Below are 18,087 nucleotides of genomic sequence, written 5' to 3'. Positions count from 1 at the left end.
GGGGTGTCGGCATACATGTCAGAGAGAAGTTTAATCGGCGAGTCGAGGTGCAAAGAAAGCCGCACGCCCGCCCAAAAATTGCGGTTGCCGGTAATAATTCGGGGTTCCGCTTTGTATCACCCCAGAGGTGCCATTTCCCTATCTGCGGCTCCGTAAAAAGTTAGAGGCTTCGTACTCGGCGATTCGCCCAAAAAGGGCCGGCAACCGCAAATTCTGTGCACGGGAACTAGGCAAGAAGGAGTGAGCGGAGACGGAGCCGAAGACCGCCGCCGACCCCCAGCAGCTACGACGCGTCGTCCATCTCGAGGGCGTTCTCGCGGGATTCTCGCCGTTCCTTCACGGCGCTCGCCACGTGCACAAAGAGCAGTCCCAGGATGGCCGAGGTAACGGACCCGGCGAGAATGGCGCACTTGGCGGCCATGACCTCGTTAGGGTCGGTGAAGGCCAGGCCAGAGATGAGGATCGACATCGTGAAGCCCAGGCCGCCCATGATGCCTACCGCAATGATCTGCAGCCAGTCCACGTGCTTGGGCAGCTTGGCAAAGCCAATGTGCACGAGAAGCCACGTCACCAGGATGATGCCAATGGGCTTGCCAAGCACGGCGCCAAAGTAGACGCCCTTGGTAACCGGGTCCGCGATGATCGTAGCAAGGTCCATGTCCACGATCCTCACCTGCGCATTCACAAACGCAAAGATGGGCAGAATCACAAAGTTCACCGGCACCGAGATGTAGCGCTCCATGCGCTCCAACGGCGGCGTGACGTGGTGCATCACGCGCTCCACGCGCACGGCGGCGGTGGTGAAGTCGTGCTGGCCAAGGACGTGGCTCTCGTCGTCATACGTGTCGTCCAGCTCGCGGGCGCGGGCGTCAAGCCAGTTGCCCAGCTTGGAGAGACGCACGTCGGAGCGCGCAGGGAGGAAGAACGCCAGGATCACGCCGGCCAGCGTTGCGTGGATGCCGGAGTTGTACATGCACACCCACAGCGCCAGCCCCACCAGCATGTAGGGCTTGGCCGAGTAGACCTTCATGCGCGCAATGATCCACAGCACGATGACCACGCCGAGAGACGCCGCCACCCAGGCCACGTTGGGCGTCTGGCCGTAGAAGAGTGCGATCACCACGATGGCCAGAATGTCGTCGGCGATGGCCAGGGTCTGGAAGAAGACCTTGGTCGCGGGGGCAATGCGGTCGCCGAGAAGCGACATCACGCCCAGAGCAAAGGCAATGTCGGTGGCGATGGGCGTGGCCCAGCCGTGCACGGCGCCGCCGGCGTTGATGATGAGGTAGATCACCGCGGGCGCAGCCACGCCGCCAACAGCGGCAAGCATGGGAAGTGCGGCCTGCCTGGGCTTTCTCAGCTGCCCCACGGTCATCTCGTACTTGAGCTCTATGCCCACCAGCAAGAAGAAGATGGCCATGAGGAAGTCGTTCACAAAGGCCTCGATGGTTATCGAGAAGGTCGCGGGGCCAATGCCCAGCGAGAGGGGCGCGTGGAGCACCTCCTCAATCACCTCGTAGGCGGGCGAGTTAGCCGTGATGACCGCCGCGATGGCAGCGAACACCATGACCGCAGCAGCAATGGTGCCGTTGGAGGTCACCTTGTGGACAGCGCTGCGCTGTTCGATGCGCCTGATGACTGCGGGCTCACCGTAGATGCTTGCCATTGGTTGTGTTGTCCGTTTCCTTGAGGAGAGGCCGCTCGGGCCCTTCGTTACCCTCTTATCCTACCCAACCAATGATGCAAAATTATTTTACCGTTGTTACGGCAGGTGGCGTGGTTGCTGCTGCGTGGCTGTCGCTGTCCACGTGCGCGCCGGGCTGCCCGGCGGCGGCCACCTCCCCCAGCGCCAGGACCTGCTCCACGTAGATCTTCGCCGCAAGGCTCACCACCGCGGCCTCGATGGTCCGGTCAAGCGGAGAGTCGACCTTCTCGCCGTTGGCGTCACGCAGGTCGATCACCGGCTCCACCGCCGGGGCAACAAAGTCCGGCCCCACCGCGAACTGCTCGGCAAGCGCGCACTCCAGCGCCGCGCAGAGCTCGTCGTAGGTGTGGCGAAGGTCGAGGTTCTCCTCCTCCACGTGGCGAATGAGGCGCGTGACCTGCTCGATCGAGAGCACGCGCTTGAAGAGGCACACGCAGACCACGTAGCAGACGTGGCGCCTGGTGTAGCGGTGCTTGACGGGCGCCGGCACCACGTGGCGCTTCACGTAGTTGTTCACCATGGAGCCCGTAACCAGCGGTCCTTCATCCGGCAGACGCATGAACGAGAGCTCGTCGTCAACCAGGGAGAGAAGCTGGTCCAGGTAAAGCTCGATTCGCGGGAGCTCCGAGAAGCGCGAGATGTGGATGCTCGTCATGCGCTCGGCAAGCGTGCGGTAGGCGTCACGCGTGCGCCGGTCACGCCCCTGGTTCTGCTCGTCCGCCATGGCCGCTCCCCTCTCGCAAACACTTGAATTCTGTGTGATTAGATTATCTAGTATTAAAAACTAGATGCAATGGCTATAGTTGTGACAACGAAAAAATCGGACGCGCTTTCCTTCTCCGATGTCCATTGGGGGAAACGTTGAACAGCCAGAGAATCGCAGTCATCACCGACACGGGCACGGACACGCCCGCCGCCTTCGCGTACGAGCATGACGTGCGCATTGTCCCGCTGCGCATCAACTTCTCGGACGGCTCGACGTACGAGAGCGGCGTCACCATCACACCCGAGCAGCTTGTCGAGCGCATGGCAACCGAGGTGCCCTCGACCTCGCTGCCCTCGCCCGCGACCATTCGCCGCGAGTTCGACCGCGCGCATGACGACGGCTACGTGGCGGCTATCTTCGTGAGCATCTCCTCGGGCCTCTCGGCCACCTGCGACACCGTGCGCATGGTTGCCGATCAGCTGGACGACTTCCCCGTTGAGGTCGTCGACACCAAGACCATTGGCGTTGCCGCCGGGCTTGTGGTGATGGAGGCCGTGCGCATGGTCGAGGAGGGCATCACGCTGCAGCACATTGGCGCGATGCTCGAGCTGGTGGCACATAAGAACTCTGTGTTCTTCTCGGTAAAGAGCCTGGACTACCTGCGCAAGGGTGGACGCATCAGCGCTGCCGTGTATCGCCTGGGCACCGCGCTAAACATCAAGCCTGTAATCACCTGCAACGAGGAGGGCGCCTACGTGGTGGCGCGCAAGGCGCGCGGCTGGGAGCGCTCCATCGACACCGAGATTGCCCTTGTCGAGGAGCAGGCGAGAAAGTATGACAAGGTGCGCGTGGCCATCTGCTGCTCGAGCGCGTGCGTCGACATGTTCGACGAACTTGAGGAGCGCGTGCTGGCGCAGGTGGACAACGCGGTGGAGGTCATTCGCTCGGGAATCTCGGCGGACCTTCTCGTGCACACCGGCCCGGAGATCGTGGGGATCGCGATCCAGGGGGTGTAGCGCCGCGGGGGCCGACGCGGCGGGGCGTAGCGGCAGCAACAGACAGGACATTGTCGCCGGAGAGCCGCTTTTGGAGAGATTTGCAACATTTAGGCGCCTCCGGCGACAGCCGCCAGCGGCGGCCCCGGTGCCCTCGCCCTACTCGCCCAGGCGCGACACCATTCGCGCGACGATGGCGGCGCAGTGCTCGGCCGCAGCCGTCTCGAACGCGGCGTACTCCACGGGCGTCGTCGACCCCGGCTTGTCCGAGATCGCCCGCACCACCACGAACGGAACGCGGTTGAGCCATGCCGTCTGGGCAACAGCAGTGCCTTCCATCTCGCAGCACATGCCGCCAAAGTCGTGGGCCAGACGCTCCTTGTCGTGCGCGTCGGTCACAAAGACGTCGCCCGAGACCACGCGCCCCTCGAAGGCCCGCACGTCACCCGCCACGTCGTGCACAGCTGCCACGGCCTGCGCACGAAGCCCCTCATCTGCCGAGAAGCTCACGCATCCCAGCTGCGGAATCTCTCCCGGCTCGTAGCCAAAGACCGTCGCGTCCACGTCGTGGTAGCGGCAGTCGGTCGAGACCACGATGTCGCCCACGTCGATGCGCGCATCGAGGGACCCGGCGACGCCGGTGTTCACCACGTGTGTCACGCAATAGCGGTCTACCAGCACCTGCACGCACACGCCGGCGTTGACCTTGCCAACGCCGGAGCGCACCACGACCACCGGCACGCCGCCCAGGGTGCCCGCGTGGAACTCCATGCCGGCCACGGTCGAGACGGACTCGCCCTCAAGGCTTGCCACGAGGTGCGCCACCTCGACCTCCATAGCGCCGATGATGCCAACCTTGATATCGCTACGCATTGTGGGACTCCTCGTTGTTCTCGCCGTCGAGCAGGGCAGGGTACGTGAGATGCGCGTCATCGATGACCTCGAGCGTGTTGGCGAGGTAGCGGCGCGCCCACCAGTGCGCCAGGTTGAGGTCAGCGTCATGCCAGTTGCCGCAGGCCTCGGGGCGGGCGCCCGGGATCTCGCCCTCGAAGTCGCGCACGAACTCAAAGCAGCGACGCACGAGCGGCAGCACTTCGCGCGAGGTGCGCTGGCCAAACACCACCAGGTAGAAGCCCGTGCGGCAGCCCATGGGGCCAAAGTAGACTACGCGGCTTGACCACTCGGGGTCGTTTCTCAGGAAGGTCGCACCCAGATGCTCGATGGCGTGGACCGCCGCCGTGTCCATGACGGGCTCGCGGTTAGGCGCCGTGAGGCGCAGGTCAAACGTGGTGACCACAGCGCCGGTGGCGGGGTCCTCGTCCACGCGGCTCACGTAGACGCCGGGCTCGAGCACGAGGTGGTTCACGGTGAAGCTTGCGATGGTCTTCATAGTCGTTGCCTTTCAGTTGGTTGTGTTGGATGTTGCGTCTGCCGCGGCGGCAGCCGCGGCAGACGCCGGCCGCGCGACCCACGGCGCGCGAGAGATGGCACGCACAAGGGCGTCGGCCTGCGCGGAGTAGTTGGAACCGGCAACAAGATGCAGGTGGGCGGTACCGTGCATTCCCAGGGGGCCCAGGGCGTCGAAGAGGACCTCAGTCGTGTAGTCGGGGGCAAGCGCGGCGCCGCAAGCCTTGCTCGCAAGGTCCTGCACCTCGCGGGTCACAGCGTCCAGGTCGCTTCCCGGCTCGGCGTAGAACTCGACCGGGCAGTCCGTGACCGACCAGTCCGTCTCGCGCGTAAGGGCAGTCTTGTTGAGGACGGAGTTGGGGATGACCTCGACCTTGCCGCCCTTGTCGCGCACCATAGTCGAGCGCCACGTGACGTCCACCACCTCGCCGGTAAAGCCGCCAATGGTGACCTGGTCGCCGGGGCGCACCACGCGCCCCATCATGAGCCCCAGGCCAGCGACGATGTTTGAGACCGTGTCCTGCAGGCCAAAGGAGATTACCACGGAAGTCACGCCCAGGGCGGCCACAAAGGCGGTGGGCTGGACGCCAAAGACGGGCTCGAGCACGGCGAGCAGAGCAAACACCCAGATGACGGCGCGCACGATGTTCACGAAGATCGACGCCTTGGGCACGCCCGCCGCGTCGAGCGCGCGTTTGAGGCCGTGTACCACGACACGCTGCACGAGCAGCGCGACGCCAATGACAACGGCGAGAAAGACAATCTTCCCTATGAGCGCCGACGTATCAATGTCCGCGAGAATGTCCCCCATCACGCCCTCCAGGTGGCCAAACGGTTCGTGGGAAGCCATGATACTCTCCCGAATGAGACAAAGGGAGTTTCCCTTTGTCTCATCGGGGAGCAGCGGAGTTACCCCTCAATCTTCACGATGGGCGCAAAGCCCTTCATGAGCTTCTTGGTCTTGCCCGTGCGAGAGAAGCGCACCTCAATGGTGTCGCCCTTGGCGGCGATGACCACGCCGGGACCAAAGGTCTTGTGCGAGACGTGATCTCCTGCCGAGAAGGACTCCGCCGCCTTCGCCGCATCGCGGCGCGGGGCCTGCGGGCGCGGCAGGGGCGCGGAGGCCACGGCGCTTGGGGCGACAGAGCCGCCCGTCGAGCGCGTGCGCGAGCCAAAGACGTGGCCACCATAGACCTCGGAACCGCGCCCGCTGCCAAAGGTGCCGTGCCTGTCTCCGCGCTTCTCCCAGCCCACACCCGAGAAGCCCGACGAACCCACGCCCACGGCCTCAACGTCTGCCGCGGGAATCTCGTTCACAAAGCGGCTGCGCGGGTTTGCCTGCACCGAGCCAAAGGTGCGGCGCGTGAGGGCGTAGGTGAGGTAGAGCCGCTTGCGGGCGCGCGTGATGGCCACGTACGCCAGGCGGCGCTCCTCCTCGATCGACGCCGGGTCGCCCTCGTGCGCCGAGTGCGGAAAGATTCCCTCCTCCATGCCGGCAACGAAGACCACCGGGAACTCCAGGCCCTTCGCCGAGTGCACGGTCATCATGGTGACGGCGCTCGCCGAGCCCGCAAGCGAGTCCAGGTCCGAGCGCAGCGCGAGCCACTCCATGAGCGCCGGAAGCTTCTCCGCCGCAACGGCGGGCAGCCCGGCATCCCCCTGCGGCTCAGCGCTCGCGTCTGACGACGCTCGCTCGCTCGCTTCGCTCACGAAATCGCCGCTGGGGGAAGCCGAGCTGTCCGCCAGTCCCGCCGCCCGGAGCTGCTCCAGGCTCTCGAGCGTCTCGGCTGCGTCATCGTGGGTCTCGTCGAACTCGGCCGCGACGCCGTAGAACTCCTTGATGTTCTCGATGCGGCTGTCTGCCTCGACGGAGTGCTCGGCTTCCAGGGCGCGGATGAGGCCGGAGCGATCGATGATGGCCTCCACTACGTCCGAGAGCTCGCCCGTCATGTGGCGGCCGGCCTCGATGGTACCCGTGAACTCGGAGAGGGCGTTGCGCACCTTGGGCGAGAGCAGGCCCTGCTCGGCAATGCACGCCTCGCACGCGGCAAAGAACGAGATGCGGTTCTCGGCGGCGTACGTGCGAATCTTGTTGATGGACGTGGAGCCAATGCCGCGGCGCGGCGTGTTGACCACACGCAGCGCGGCCACGTCGTCATCCGGGTTCACGACGACCTTGAGGTAGGCCATTACGTCGCGGACCTCCTGGCGGTCGAAGAAGCGTGTGCCACCCACGATCTTGTAGGGCACACCGGCGCGCAGGAACATGTCTTCGAGGATGCGCGACTGCGCGTTGGTGCGGTAGAAGACGGCAACGTCGTCGTAACTGGTGCCCTTGTCGTGCAGCTTCTCGATCTCCGAGCCAATCCAGCGGCCCTCGTCGCGCTCGTCCGCGGCCTGGTACACGCGGATCTTCTCGCCATCGCCCGCGTCGGTGAAGAGGCGCTTGGCCTTGCGGTGCGAGTTGTGGGCCACCACGGCGTTGGCCGCGTTGAGGATGTGGCCGGTGGAGCGGTAGTTCTGCTCGAGCTTGACCACGTGGGCGTCGGGATAGTCCTTCTCGAAGGAGAGAATGTTCTTGATGTCCGCGCCGCGCCAGGAGTAGATGGACTGGTCGTCGTCGCCCACGACCATGAGGTTTCTGTACTTGCGAGCCAAAAGGTTGGTGATGGCGTACTGGACGCCGTTGGTGTCCTGGTACTCGTCCACGCTGATCTGGCGGAAGCGCTCCTGGTAAGCGTCGAGTACCTGCGGGTTCTTGGCGAGAAGCTCGAAGGCCTTTACCAGGAGGTCGTCGAAGTCCATGGCGTTGGCGCGCTCCAGGCGGCCCTGCAGCACGCGGTAGACCTGCGCCGCCTTGCGCTCCAGCGGCGTCTGGGCCTGGCCTTGCATCTCATCGGGCGAGACGAGCGCGTTCTTGGCGCCCGAGATCTGCGAGCGGATAGCCTGGATGGGGAACTGCTTGGGGTCCACGTCGAGCTCGGACATGATGGTCTTGACCAGGCGCTTCGAGTCATCATCGTCGTAGATGGTGAAGTTTGGCTGGTAGCCCACCAGCTCAGGGTCGTCTCGCAGCATGCGAACGCACATGGCGTGGAAGGTGCACACCCACATGCCGCGGGTGCCACCGGGGAGAAGCGCGTTGAGACGCTCGCGCATCTCGGCCGCCGCCTTGTTGGTGAACGTAATGGCGAGCACCTGCCACGGGCGCACGCCCTCGTCGGCGACCATGTGCGCGATGCGGTACGTGAGCACGCGCGTCTTGCCCGAGCCCGCGCCGGCAAGCACCAAGAGCGGGCCGTGCGTGCAGAGCACGGCGTCGCGCTGCGCGCGGTTGAGGCCGTCGATGTCAACGGCGGAGGGGCGATTGGCGGCAGGCGGCTGGACGGCACCGGACGCGGCGGGCTGGACGGCGGGCGCCTGCTGGTCGCTAGCTGCGGAGAAGAACGAGAACTGCTGGTCAGAGGGCATGCATGTCTCCTGTGGTATCGAGTTGACTCACAAGAGTCTAACGCCCGGAGACGACACTAATTGGAACCTCCAATGGAATCCCATTGCCCGGCAATGGGATCCCACTACCGGGCAACAAAATCCCGCGGTTCTTCTCGCCCCGCCACACATTCGCACTCGAAGCTGTATCCCGCCCAGGTCGATACACGTTCGGATGCCGAAGCTGTATCGCCCCGCCACACATTCGCACCCGAATCTGTATCCCGCCGCGAGCCCTACGCGCCCAGGACCGCGGAGTACGCCGCCATGGTGTAGTAGTTGTACGGCTGGTTGAAGTGCGGAAGGAAGAAGACGTCGAGCAGCGCCAGGCGGTCGATGGTCAGCCCCTCCTGAATCGCCAGCGAGAACATGTGGATGCCCGCGCTCATGTCGTAGGTCGAGGCCATCTGCGCGCCAAGGACCCTGCGCGTGGTGCCGTCGAAGACCACGCGAATCTTGACCTCGGGGTTCTCGGTCTCAACGAAAGTCGCCTTCTGCACCTGCGAGAAGTCACTCACGCAGGCATCGTAGCCCGCCCTGCGCGCGGCCGCCTCGGTGAGGCCCGTGGCCACCATCTTGAGGTCGTAGATGCAGATGCCCGAGGAGCCCTGCACGCCCACGCCCTCGATTGCCATGCCGCAGGCGTTGTGACCCGCCACGATGCCCGAGCGCACGGCGTTTGTCGCCAGCGCAATGTAAGCCGGCTCGCCATCCTTGGCGTTGCTATAGCAGCTGGAGCAATCCCCCACCGCATACACGCCTCGACGGCTGGTCTCCTGGTGGTGGTCGACGAGAAGCGCGCCGTTCCGCAGCGTGTCAAAGCCTGCGCCCTCGAAAAGCGCGGCATTTGGCTTGAAGCCAATACACAGGCACACGAGGTCCGCCTGGTGGGTGCCCTTGTCGGTTACCACGCGGGCCACCTTGCCGTTCTCGCCCTCAAGGCGCAGGACCTTCTCGCCAAAGGCGAGCTCGATGCCGTGACTGCGGAGGTTCTCGGCCATGAGGTCGCAAAACTCCTCGTCAAAGTTGCCGGAGACGCAGGCAGGCGCCATGTCGACGAGCGTTACCTCGCGGCCGTTTCGCTGGAAGGCCTCCGCCAGCTCGACGCCAATGTAGCCCGCGCCAACCACGGTCACGCGGCGGATGGCGGGGTCCTTGAGCTTCTCGACCACTGCCTGCGCGTCCTGGAAGAGCTTCACGCGCTGGACGTTCTGGAGGTCTACGCCCTCGATGGGCGGGATGATGGGCAGCGAACCCGTGGCCAGGATGAGCTTGTCGTAGGGCTGGTCAACGCGCGTGCCGTCCGCCGCAACGGCGTGGACCACCTGCGCGTCGTAGTCGATGGACTCGACGCGCGTCTCCATGAAGACCGTTGCGCCCTTGGCCTCGAAGCCCTCCTTGGTCTGGTAGAAGAGGCCGTCCGGACCAGAGATCTGCCGACCAATCCACAGCGCCATGCCGCACCCCAAAAAGCTGATGTTGCTGTTCTGGTCGATGATCACGACCTCGTTGCCGGGGTGGTTGTCGAGAATGGCGTTGGCCGCCGCGGTCCCCGCGTGGTTGGCGCCGACGATCACGATCCTGCTCATGTGCTCCCCTTCCCTTCCCTCCCGCGGGCATGCCGCGCGGACGGACGTGAGGGACGCAGCGGACAGACGAAGGGCAGCTGCCGGCAGTCCCTTGGGCTAATGTTATCTTCTGTATAACATATTGCCCGAGCAGTACAGCCGGCTTCTAATTGCTATTCGGCGAGTGACACATATACGCGGCGGGATGCCCCTCCGGGAGCGGCCCTAACCGACAAGAGCTTCTACATGCGGAAGCTTGGTAGTATCAATTGTCTTTAGGTCATAGGTCGACTGCAGGTTGAGCCAGAATTGAGCGGTGGTCCCCAGCGCCTCCCCCAGAAGCCATGCCATCTCAGCTGTAATGCCTCGCCGACCATTCACGATGTCGGATATCGCAGACTGCGGCTTGCCAATGGCTTTGGCAAGCCGGTACTGGCTAATGCCCATCGGCTCGAGAAACTCCTCGAGAAGAATCTCGCCTGGGGTGGAAATATAGCTATGAATGGTAGTCACAGAGCTCAACTCCCTTCGCTTCCCCATCTCGCCAGGTAAAGCAGATTCGCCATTGGTCATTGACGCGAATGCTATAGAGCCCCTTCGTGTTTCCACGCAATTGCTCAAGTCTGTTTCCAGGAGGCACACGAAGGTCATTGATATCAGCCGCCGCATCGATCATCTGCAGCTTCCGAAAAAGCGCTTTCCTAACTTCGGGAGGAACCCGTCGCGGCGGATGAGCTACGGGGTCTTCCCAGAAGAGCTTGATGTCCTGCTGGGCAAATTGCATGTCCCCTCATTACTTCCGAAATTCAGTAGTAATCATACCCCAAAGCAACTGCTTGAGTTTGCGAATTGAGAGAAGGATTTACCTTTTCACCCGCACGCAGAGCAGGTCGAGCGGCTCCACAGCAAAAGGAAGCCTCAGCTGGTAGAGCTCGCCATTGGTGACGAGAGGCGCGTCCAGCTCAAAGCTTCGCACCGGCTGGCCGGGCGAGAGCACCTCAAGCTCGCCGCCGACGTCAGCACGGTTGCGGCAACGGACGCAAGCGACGCACGCACCGTCCGCGCCAGCCGAGGCCTGCTCCACCACGCCCACGAGGCGCCTCTCGCGCTGGTAGTCCACCCTGCCCGGGTTTTGCTGGGGTTCTCCCAGGTAGAAGCCCGTTGAGTACGGGCGATGGCTCACGAGGTCCAGCTCCTGACGCCACGGTCGCGCGTCCTCGCCATCCAGCACGTGGCGGTAGGCGTTGGTCACCGCCGCCGCGTAATAGGCGCCCTTCGAGCGACCCTCCAGCTTGATGGCGTCAACGCCCGCCGCGCGCAGGTCACCAAGGTGCTCGATCATGCAGAGGTCATTCGACGAGAGCAGGTAGCTCGCACGGCCATCCTGCTCAACCGGCAGCACCGCCCCAGACCTCTCCTCCGTGAGCGACCACGCCCAGCGACAGGGCTGCGCGCAGGCCCCGTGGCCGGCGGAGCGCCCTGGCCCCATGAGCCCTGCCGAGAGCAGGCACCGCCCGGAGTACGCCATGCACATCGAGCCGTGCGCGAATGCCTCAAGCTCGAGCTCCCCCGTCACGCGGCGCCGCAGCTCGGCGATCTGCCCAAGCGTCATCTCGCGGGCGAGAACCACGCGCCTGGCCCCAAGCCGCGCGTACTCCTCGGCCGCGGCGGCGCTCATAACCGATGCCTGCGTTGAGACGTGCACCGCCACCTGCGGCGCGTACCTGCGCGCAAGCGCAATGGCGCCGAGGTCGGCCACGATCACCGCGTCTGCGCCGGCCTCTGTCAGAAGCGAGAAGAACACCGGTAGCGCGTCTGCGTCCCTATCGGTCATGACCGTGTTCACGGTCACGTGGACCGCAACGCCCCGCGCGTGCGCGTAGGCCACCGCCCTTATCAGCTCCTCGTCCGAGAAGTTACGGCTACCGGCGCGCATGCCCCAGCGCTGGCCAGCCAGATAGACCGCGTCTGCGCCAAAGTGGATGACCTCGCGCAGCTGCTCCGGGCCACCCGCAGGCGCCAGAAGCTCCATGGGGATCTGCTCACCCATCTCGCCCATTTCGCCCATCGCTAGCGACCCTCGCCCCTGGCAAGCAGCTTGTCGAGCATCGCTGTGCAGCCGGCCATCACATCGTCAAAGGTGGCATCGAAGTTGCCCGTGTACCAGGGGTCCGCCACGTCGCGCGGGTGGCCGGTCCAGTCCATGAGCAGCGAGACCTTGTGCAGCGGATCCGCCTCGCGCACAAGCTGCGCCGAGACGGGCGGCCACGAGAAACCCATGCCCCTCTCGCCCAGAAGCAGCCGGTACATGCCGTCATAGTTGTCTCGGTCCATGCCAACGATGTAGTCGAAGCGGTCGTAGTCCCTTGGCCCCATCTGGCGAGCGGCGTGGTGGCCACAGGGGATGCCCGCTCGACGCAGGCGCTCGCGCGTGCCGGGGTGAACGTCGTTGCCAAGCTCCTCGCGGCTGGTCGCGGCAGAGTCGATCTGGAAGCCTCCTTCGCGGCCGGCGCGACGTACCAGCTCCTCCATCACGAACTGGGCCATGGTCGAGCGGCAGATGTTGCCGTGGCAGACGAACAGGATACTCGGCACGATCACGATTCCTTTCACAACAAAAGTGCTGGCAGACAACGGCAATTGCCTGTCAGCACTTTACACCCAAGCAGGGATGGCCCCCAGGGGCGCGATGATGAGCATCACGCCACAACTGAACAGCCTCTAGCCGACTACCTCGCGGAACACCGTGCCGTCAAAGCCGATGCGCGATACCTCTGCGCCACTGGACCAGGTCCCCATGCCATAACCATACAGAAGCAGGCAGTCGCAAGAGTTAGAAAGTACGGGATCCATGCCCGCAAAGCTCGTATCGAGTGTAGCTGAGTCACCACCCGAGAGGGGTACGCTGATAAGACTCGCCAGCCTTCCGTCATTGGTTTCCGCCAAATACACGCTGTTGCCAGCAATGGCGCTCAACTTATAGTAAGAGTTGCGACCCGTCTTCCCACTCCAAATTACACTTGGAGCGTTTCCTGACGTATCCATACGTGTCAATTGGAAGCTCCAATCGCCCACGGCATAGTTGGTTAAGTTGCTTTCCGTTACGTAGACAAAACCGTCCTGAACGATGGGGCCATCCGCAATCCAATCCAGGTTGCTCACATAAATCTCCTGCTGGTCAGACCCATCCAAGTTCTGGGAGAACACGCTGCTGCGCGAATAATCTCCAGGATTTTCAGTGTCTGGACAGTTATAGGAGTAGTAAACCTTCTCCTTCGTCACAAACAGCGTAGAAGCACCTACATGCTGTATGCTGCAGCGCTTTTGCTGGTTTGATCCATCCTCATCCATCGTATACACATCGTACGTGTAATCTGAATACATTGACCCACCGGACATGCTCTCCACGACAAAGTACAGCGTGTGATCGTACAAGTAGAGTCCGCTGATGTAGGAGTATGACCCCGTGCTTTTATCCGTCGATGGGATTTCTAGGAGCGTGGTGAAGCCCGAGCCATCGGCACCAACCGAGCAAATGGCAAACGAACTATCCGAGGATTCATTATAGCGCGAGTATATCTCCATGAAGTAGAGAGTGTCACCGTCTTTGTTGAGGTAGAAAGTTGTGTGTGAGTTCGCGCTCTCGAGCTTGCTGGTAGGAAGGATGACATCCACCTGCGAGCTGCCCTTCTTTGCCCGGCAAAGGCCGCCCTCGCTATCGGAGTAGAAGTAGTCGTAGTCAGAATCGCTTACGGTTTCAGCTCGCTGCCCATAATTCGAAGGGGTGTTCCCGCACTCCGTCCCATCTTGGTCTACGTAAGGCGAGGTGTCATTCCCAGACCAGAGAGCGGAGCTCACCACGGTAGTGTCAGGCGAAGTCTTGCCGCCAGAAGCCTGCGACCCCGCGCTTGAAGAAGCCCCAATGTGCACAAGCCCCAGCAGGTTTGCAGCCAGAACCGCCACCAGCACAACGGCCACAACGGCTATCACCGCCACCAGAGCTTTCTTTGAACTCTTATTGGAATACGTGGGTACAGCTGTGTCTACAGTTGATGTGGCATCTGCCAAGGGCGCTCCGCATGTCTTGCAGAACCGGGATCCGTCGGCGTTTTCGGCCCCGCACTTGGGACAAATCATGCCAGCCTCGCTCTCAAATAATTAGTTCGGGATTCTCCAACCGTCTACTGAATGGTATCAGCACAAAACCACGCGTCTGTTGCGCAACAAAAGCTTACGTGTGGCAAGCGAGGCAAAGTCTGAAAAAGTGCCACCGGGGCATTTGCCTCTCCCAAAGGTTGCGCAACGAACGCCAAAGCATTGGGCGATAATCTTGCCATGGCATTTGAAGTTGACCTAAGGAGGACTTGCCATGTTCTGTCCAAAATGCGGAACGAAGAACGTCGACGGAGCGAAGTTCTGCCAGAAGTGCGGCCAGCCATTAACGCAGAGTAGCGCTACCGGCACGCAGCCAATTCCGAGCACCAACCCCGCACCGCAGGTCAACGGCCAGATGCCTAACGCCGGGTCCTTTGGCACAAGCCCTGCCGTGCCTCCCTATACTCCAGCCACCGGAGCAAGCACCATGGGCACCGCCGCTAAGCCAAAGAGCAAGGTCCCCATGTTCGCAATCATTGGCGCCATTGCGGTGGCAGCAGTCCTCCTTGTCGTGTTCTTGGTTCTCCCCGCGATTGGCTCTTCCAACGGAATGCTTGGGAAAGTGATGAGCGGAGATTCCACCGCGCTCTCGTCTGCGACCAAGGCAAACGTAGCCGACGAGCCGGTCTACTTCTCAAACCAGGATGCTGCCAAGCTTGTCCAAGAGAAGGTGAACTCCGGGTCGGGCAGCTACGGCAGCGGCCTCTCCCTAACCGATGACGACGTAAAGACGCTGGACGGCCAGTGGGCGCTCGTAAACATCAGTTCCTCTGACAACATCACCGAGCAGAGCACGGGCTGCGTTGCATACGTAACGGTCATCAAGAAGACCGACTTCAAGGCCAAGGATCTTGCTGACTGCATGAGCAAGGCCGGGCTTTCAAGCGACCACGTGGTTTCCGCAAGCGCGAATTCAGAACTCGCCTCCAACGTTCTCTCGAGCTACAATCTGAGACCGATGGCTTCCCAGGCACAAGGCATGTGCCTGGCTGCGGGAGAAAACAAGAACTACTTTGCGGTTGCCGCATCCTTCACGTTCTCCAACTACACCGAGGTAGTCATCTTCTCTGCCACCCCGGACTTTGTCTCGGGCACCGGCAGCAACATGTCAAACTTCAAGAGCGCATATCAGCAGCTCGTCTCCGATATCTACGTGAAGTAGGAGCAACGCGCGCTCAACGGCTTAGGAAACCCCAATGATTCAAGCTGAGTCGATCACAAAGCGCTACGGGAGCCAGCTCGTTCTGAGCCGGCTCTCGCTTTCTTTTGGCAGTCGTGGGCTCGTGGCGATTCTCGGCCGCTCGGGATGCGGAAAGACAACGCTGCTCAATATCCTTGGGGGACTCGAGCATGACTACGAAGGCTCGCTTCAGATAGACGGCATGGCATCATCCTCGTTTGACGAGAAAGACTGGGATTCCTATCGAAGCGATCTTGTGGGCTTCGTATTCCAGGACGCTCACCTGGTGGATTATCTCAACGTGGCCGACAACGTGCGGTTGGCGCTTGACATGGCTCAAGATCACGAATCGCTTGCGTACGATAATGCTGACGAGCTTGTGCAGCGCGCGCTCGACGAGGTGGGGCTTTCGGGGCTTGAATCGCACATGCCCTCCGAGCTCTCTGGCGGACAGGCACAGCGCGTAGCCGTTGCGCGAGCACTCGTGAAAAATCCCCGAGTGATACTCGCCGACGAACCCACCGGGGCGCTTGACATTCAAAGCAGCCGGCAGGTCATGGACCTTCTCGCTCAAGCGTCAAAATCACGCCTGGTCATCGTGGTAACCCACAACCGCGAGCTTGCCCATGAGTATGCGGGTCGCGTCATCGAGCTTGGCGAGCGCTGCGTGGTTAGCGACACCAAGCCTGGAGAAGAGCCACCTGCCGAGAAGCCCGAGCCGCAGGAGACCCCAGAGCCAGAGTCGACAGGCGCGGAAGCCGGGCTCGCATTCCACAAGCCGCAGCAGCGCAGCAGACTCATTCGCAGGACAGCCCTCAGCCACATGCGCAACAAGCGGCAGCGGGCAATCATCACAACCGTGGTGGCCGCGTTGGGCATCATGGGCATGTGCCTCGCGCTTTCGGTGCAGGACGGCGCACGCGCCTACACGCGTCAGGTAGCGGCAACCACTCTGGCTACAAATCCCATCGTGATACAGCAGAACGGCACAGCTGCTGCAATATCCCAAGTCGCGATCAACGATGTTGACAGCACTTCCGGGACAGACGAAACCCCAACTGAGGTGACAACCTCCCCCATCGCCGAAGACGTGACCTTTGCCGCACTCCAGGGAAGCCGCGCGAGCGACCTGCAAGAGTTTCTGTGGTACGTAAACTCAGCCCAGTCAAGCATCTGGGACAATGCATATGACGTGCAGGTGGGCTATGACGAACCGCTGGACCTCTATGACTCTGCAGGAACCTGCATTGTGGACGATGGCTCCGCGACGCTGCTGAAGAACCTCTCGCTGAGTCACGTGTTTGGGAGCGACGGGGAAGATGCGCTCTCGAACGTGCTTCCAGACCCAACGTCCCTCGTGCGCGAGCTTCCGTACAACGAGCATACCGGCAAGAGCCCGTATGAACTTCTCGCCGGAAAGATGCCAACGGAGTATGACGAGGCGGTCATCATTACCGACCGGCAAGGTCGCGTTTCCGACTACTTCCTCTATGCGACCGGCATCGCGGACCTTCAGGCATTAAAGGACGTGTCAGCCGACCTCCTCCTGAACAAGCAGGACACGCAAATTCCAGGAATCAGCGATTCATATTCGTTCGATGACCTGCTCGGGCGCGAGTTCACCATCATGCCTGCTTGCGACTATTACGTACAAAGCGGCAGCGGCTGGATGAAGGTCACACAAGGCAGCAGTCAAATGGACCAGGCGCTAGCGAACGCCCCCAAACTCAAGATTGTGGGGATCGTGCGCGAGTCCGCCGAGATTAAAGACGTTGCAGAAACCGGAGCAATCGGATACAGCTCGACGCTCATTCCCTGGCTTGTCGAGCACTGTAATCAGAGCGAGGTCGCAGTTGCCCAGAAGGCATCGCCAGATGTGGACGTCTTTACCGGGCGGAAGTTCTCGGAGGAATCGCGGGGTTCCAAGCAGGCTGCCGAGGCCGCTCGGGCGCGCGGGGCATTTCGTGCGGTAGTGGACGAGATGGAGCTTTCCCCCGCCAAGCGAGCCTACATCGATAGTCTAAGCGACGAGCAGGTCGTTGCTCTGCGAGAGCACTTCAAGGACTACTTTGATGAAAACGGCAACCTCACCATTAGCGCAGAGGACGTGGCAACGGTTTCTGCCCTCTCTGACGAAGACTTCGTGCATGACATCGAGTCTATCGCACCACCCACGCTGAACAGCGCATATGCTCAGAACATGGAAGAGTTGGGTGCAGCCGATATAGACAAGCCAACCTCCATACGCATCTATCCCGCTGGGGTCGACGAGCGAACGCAGATTGTGAACGAGATCGACAGCTTCAATTCGAACGTCGTGGGCGATGACTCGGCACCGCTGAGCTACGAGGACATGAGCCAGCGCGGGGTCGAGCAGGTGACCAAAGTAGTGGGCGTCGTGAACAACGCTCTTGTCGCGCTCATGGTGCTAGCGTTGGCACTGAGCGTGTTCATGCTGTTCTCGGTGACCTCGGTCGCGGCCATCGAGCGTCGTGCTGAAATAGGAACATTACGGGCGCTCGGAGCCGCCAGGCGTGACATTGTCAAGCTGTTTAGCTGGGAGAACGCCCTGATTGGCCTCATTGCAGGCTGTGTAGGTTCGTTTGCCGCACTCATTGCCAGCTTCCCGCTGTCCTACACAATTGCAAACCTCACCGGGGAGACACGCCTGGTATCTCCCACCCCATGGACCGTCATTCCCGCCTTGGCGGTGGGCATTATCCTTGCTGTGCTCTCAGGTCTCGTACCCGCAATCCGCGCCGCGCGCAAGGACCCCGTGCAAGCGCTTCGATAGCGCAGAAACGCCCCTGGACCTGCTCGCGAGTTACGAAATCAGCACCCTCAAGCAGAGCTGCCACCTTGCGACTCGGCCGACCGCCGCG

The 18,087-nt window shown here is 62.2% G+C and carries 15 protein-coding genes; 3 read left to right on the top strand and 12 right to left on the bottom strand.

Annotated features, from left to right (window positions below; all coding sequences use genetic code 11):
- Nucleotides 1-283: 283 nt before the first annotated feature.
- Both nhaA and AUL39_RS03050 read right to left on the bottom strand, forming a co-directional pair.
- The gene (nhaA, locus tag AUL39_RS03055) at nt 284-1,666 is read right to left on the bottom strand and encodes a Na+/H+ antiporter NhaA (RefSeq protein ID WP_059053477.1); all 1,383 of its coding nucleotides are present in this window, start codon (nt 1,664-1,666) and stop codon (nt 284-286) included.
- A gap of 82 nt (nt 1,667-1,748) precedes the next feature.
- A complete protein-coding gene (locus AUL39_RS03050) occupies nt 1,749-2,429 on the bottom strand; it encodes a DUF1836 domain-containing protein (protein WP_059053475.1) in 681 nt (226 codons plus the stop codon).
- A 137-nt stretch (nt 2,430-2,566) separates the two neighbouring features.
- Here AUL39_RS03050 and AUL39_RS03045 point away from each other — a divergent pair, with 137 nt between their 5' ends.
- Nucleotides 2,567-3,427 carry a DegV family protein gene (locus AUL39_RS03045; protein WP_059053473.1) on the top strand — a complete coding sequence of 287 codons (861 nt, stop codon included), beginning with the start codon at nt 2,567-2,569 and terminating at the stop codon, nt 3,425-3,427.
- A gap of 138 nt (nt 3,428-3,565) precedes the next feature.
- On the opposite strand, the gene AUL39_RS03040 is transcribed toward AUL39_RS03045, so the two are convergent.
- The 10 genes from AUL39_RS03040 to AUL39_RS03000 form a co-directional block, all read right to left on the bottom strand.
- Nucleotides 3,566-4,279, bottom strand: coding sequence for a 5'-methylthioadenosine/adenosylhomocysteine nucleosidase (locus AUL39_RS03040; protein ID WP_235810736.1), 714 nt, complete (start codon nt 4,277-4,279; stop codon nt 3,566-3,568).
- A complete protein-coding gene (locus AUL39_RS03035) occupies nt 4,272-4,796 on the bottom strand; it encodes an S-ribosylhomocysteine lyase (protein WP_059053471.1) in 525 nt (174 codons plus the stop codon). Before AUL39_RS03035 ends, AUL39_RS03040 begins: the two co-directional genes overlap by 8 nt.
- Before the next feature lie 12 nt (nt 4,797-4,808).
- Nucleotides 4,809-5,663, bottom strand: coding sequence for a mechanosensitive ion channel family protein (locus AUL39_RS03030; protein WP_059053469.1), 855 nt, complete (start codon nt 5,661-5,663; stop codon nt 4,809-4,811).
- 59 nt (nt 5,664-5,722) lie between these two features.
- Entirely contained in the window at nt 5,723-8,284 is a 2,562-nt protein-coding gene (locus AUL39_RS03025) for an ATP-dependent helicase (RefSeq protein ID WP_082667196.1), read from the bottom strand.
- A gap of 254 nt (nt 8,285-8,538) precedes the next feature.
- On the bottom strand, nt 8,539-9,891 hold the full coding sequence (gene nox / locus AUL39_RS03020) for a H2O-forming NADH oxidase (RefSeq protein ID WP_059053467.1): 1,353 nt from the start codon (nt 9,889-9,891) through the stop codon (nt 8,539-8,541).
- A 204-nt stretch (nt 9,892-10,095) separates the two neighbouring features.
- Nucleotides 10,096-10,383 carry a HigA family addiction module antitoxin gene (locus tag AUL39_RS03015; RefSeq protein WP_235810735.1) on the bottom strand — a complete coding sequence of 96 codons (288 nt, stop codon included), beginning with the start codon at nt 10,381-10,383 and terminating at the stop codon, nt 10,096-10,098.
- The gene (locus tag AUL39_RS10865) at nt 10,367-10,654 is read right to left on the bottom strand and encodes a type II toxin-antitoxin system RelE/ParE family toxin (protein WP_082667195.1); all 288 of its coding nucleotides are present in this window, start codon (nt 10,652-10,654) and stop codon (nt 10,367-10,369) included. Before AUL39_RS10865 ends, AUL39_RS03015 begins: the two co-directional genes overlap by 17 nt.
- A gap of 78 nt (nt 10,655-10,732) precedes the next feature.
- Nucleotides 10,733-11,938 (bottom strand): U32 family peptidase, encoded by a 1,206-nt coding sequence (locus AUL39_RS03010; protein WP_201783901.1) that lies wholly within the window; start codon nt 11,936-11,938, stop codon nt 10,733-10,735.
- 2 nt (nt 11,939-11,940) lie between these two features.
- The gene (locus AUL39_RS03005; RefSeq protein ID WP_268873215.1) at nt 11,941-12,483 is read right to left on the bottom strand and encodes a low molecular weight protein-tyrosine-phosphatase; all 543 of its coding nucleotides are present in this window, start codon (nt 12,481-12,483) and stop codon (nt 11,941-11,943) included.
- 108 nt (nt 12,484-12,591) lie between these two features.
- A complete protein-coding gene (locus tag AUL39_RS03000; protein ID WP_082667194.1) occupies nt 12,592-14,007 on the bottom strand; it encodes a zinc-ribbon domain-containing protein in 1,416 nt (471 codons plus the stop codon).
- Nucleotides 14,008-14,239: 232 nt separating this feature from the next.
- On the opposite strand from AUL39_RS03000, the gene AUL39_RS02995 reads away from it, so the two are divergent.
- A complete protein-coding gene (locus tag AUL39_RS02995; protein ID WP_059053463.1) occupies nt 14,240-15,187 on the top strand; it encodes a zinc ribbon domain-containing protein in 948 nt (315 codons plus the stop codon).
- A gap of 34 nt (nt 15,188-15,221) precedes the next feature.
- The gene (locus tag AUL39_RS02990; protein ID WP_059053461.1) at nt 15,222-17,999 is read left to right on the top strand and encodes an ABC transporter ATP-binding protein/permease; all 2,778 of its coding nucleotides are present in this window, start codon (nt 15,222-15,224) and stop codon (nt 17,997-17,999) included.
- The last annotated feature ends 88 nt before the right edge of the window (nt 18,000-18,087 follow it).

Source organism: Tractidigestivibacter scatoligenes (assembly GCF_001494635.1).
Lineage (GTDB): Bacteria > Actinomycetota > Coriobacteriia > Coriobacteriales > Atopobiaceae > Tractidigestivibacter > Tractidigestivibacter scatoligenes.
This window is presented reverse-complemented; position numbering and strand designations above follow the sequence as displayed.

What these genes read in the sequence shown, in the direction of transcription:
- AUL39_RS03050 (WP_059053475.1), bottom strand. Translation starts at nt 2,429, where the DNA reads ATGGCGGACGAGCAGAACCAGGGGCGTGACCGGCGCACGCGTGACGCC.
- AUL39_RS10865 (WP_082667195.1), bottom strand. Translation starts at nt 10,654, where the DNA reads ATGCAATTTGCCCAGCAGGACATCAAGCTCTTCTGGGAAGACCCCGTA.
- AUL39_RS03010 (WP_201783901.1), bottom strand. Translation starts at nt 11,938, where the DNA reads ATGGGCGAAATGGGCGAGATGGGTGAGCAGATCCCCATGGAGCTTCTG.
- AUL39_RS03035 (WP_059053471.1), bottom strand. Translation starts at nt 4,796, where the DNA reads ATGAAGACCATCGCAAGCTTCACCGTGAACCACCTCGTGCTCGAGCCC.
- AUL39_RS03025 (WP_082667196.1), bottom strand. Translation starts at nt 8,284, where the DNA reads ATGCCCTCTGACCAGCAGTTCTCGTTCTTCTCCGCAGCTAGCGACCAG.
- nox (WP_059053467.1), bottom strand. Translation starts at nt 9,891, where the DNA reads ATGAGCAGGATCGTGATCGTCGGCGCCAACCACGCGGGGACCGCGGCG.
- AUL39_RS02995 (WP_059053463.1), top strand. Translation starts at nt 14,240, where the DNA reads ATGTTCTGTCCAAAATGCGGAACGAAGAACGTCGACGGAGCGAAGTTC.
- AUL39_RS03000 (WP_082667194.1), bottom strand. Translation starts at nt 14,007, where the DNA reads ATGATTTGTCCCAAGTGCGGGGCCGAAAACGCCGACGGATCCCGGTTC.
- nhaA (WP_059053477.1), bottom strand. Translation starts at nt 1,666, where the DNA reads ATGGCAAGCATCTACGGTGAGCCCGCAGTCATCAGGCGCATCGAACAG.
- AUL39_RS02990 (WP_059053461.1), top strand. Translation starts at nt 15,222, where the DNA reads ATGATTCAAGCTGAGTCGATCACAAAGCGCTACGGGAGCCAGCTCGTT.
- AUL39_RS03040 (WP_235810736.1), bottom strand. Translation starts at nt 4,279, where the DNA reads ATGCGTAGCGATATCAAGGTTGGCATCATCGGCGCTATGGAGGTCGAG.
- AUL39_RS03030 (WP_059053469.1), bottom strand. Translation starts at nt 5,663, where the DNA reads ATGGCTTCCCACGAACCGTTTGGCCACCTGGAGGGCGTGATGGGGGAC.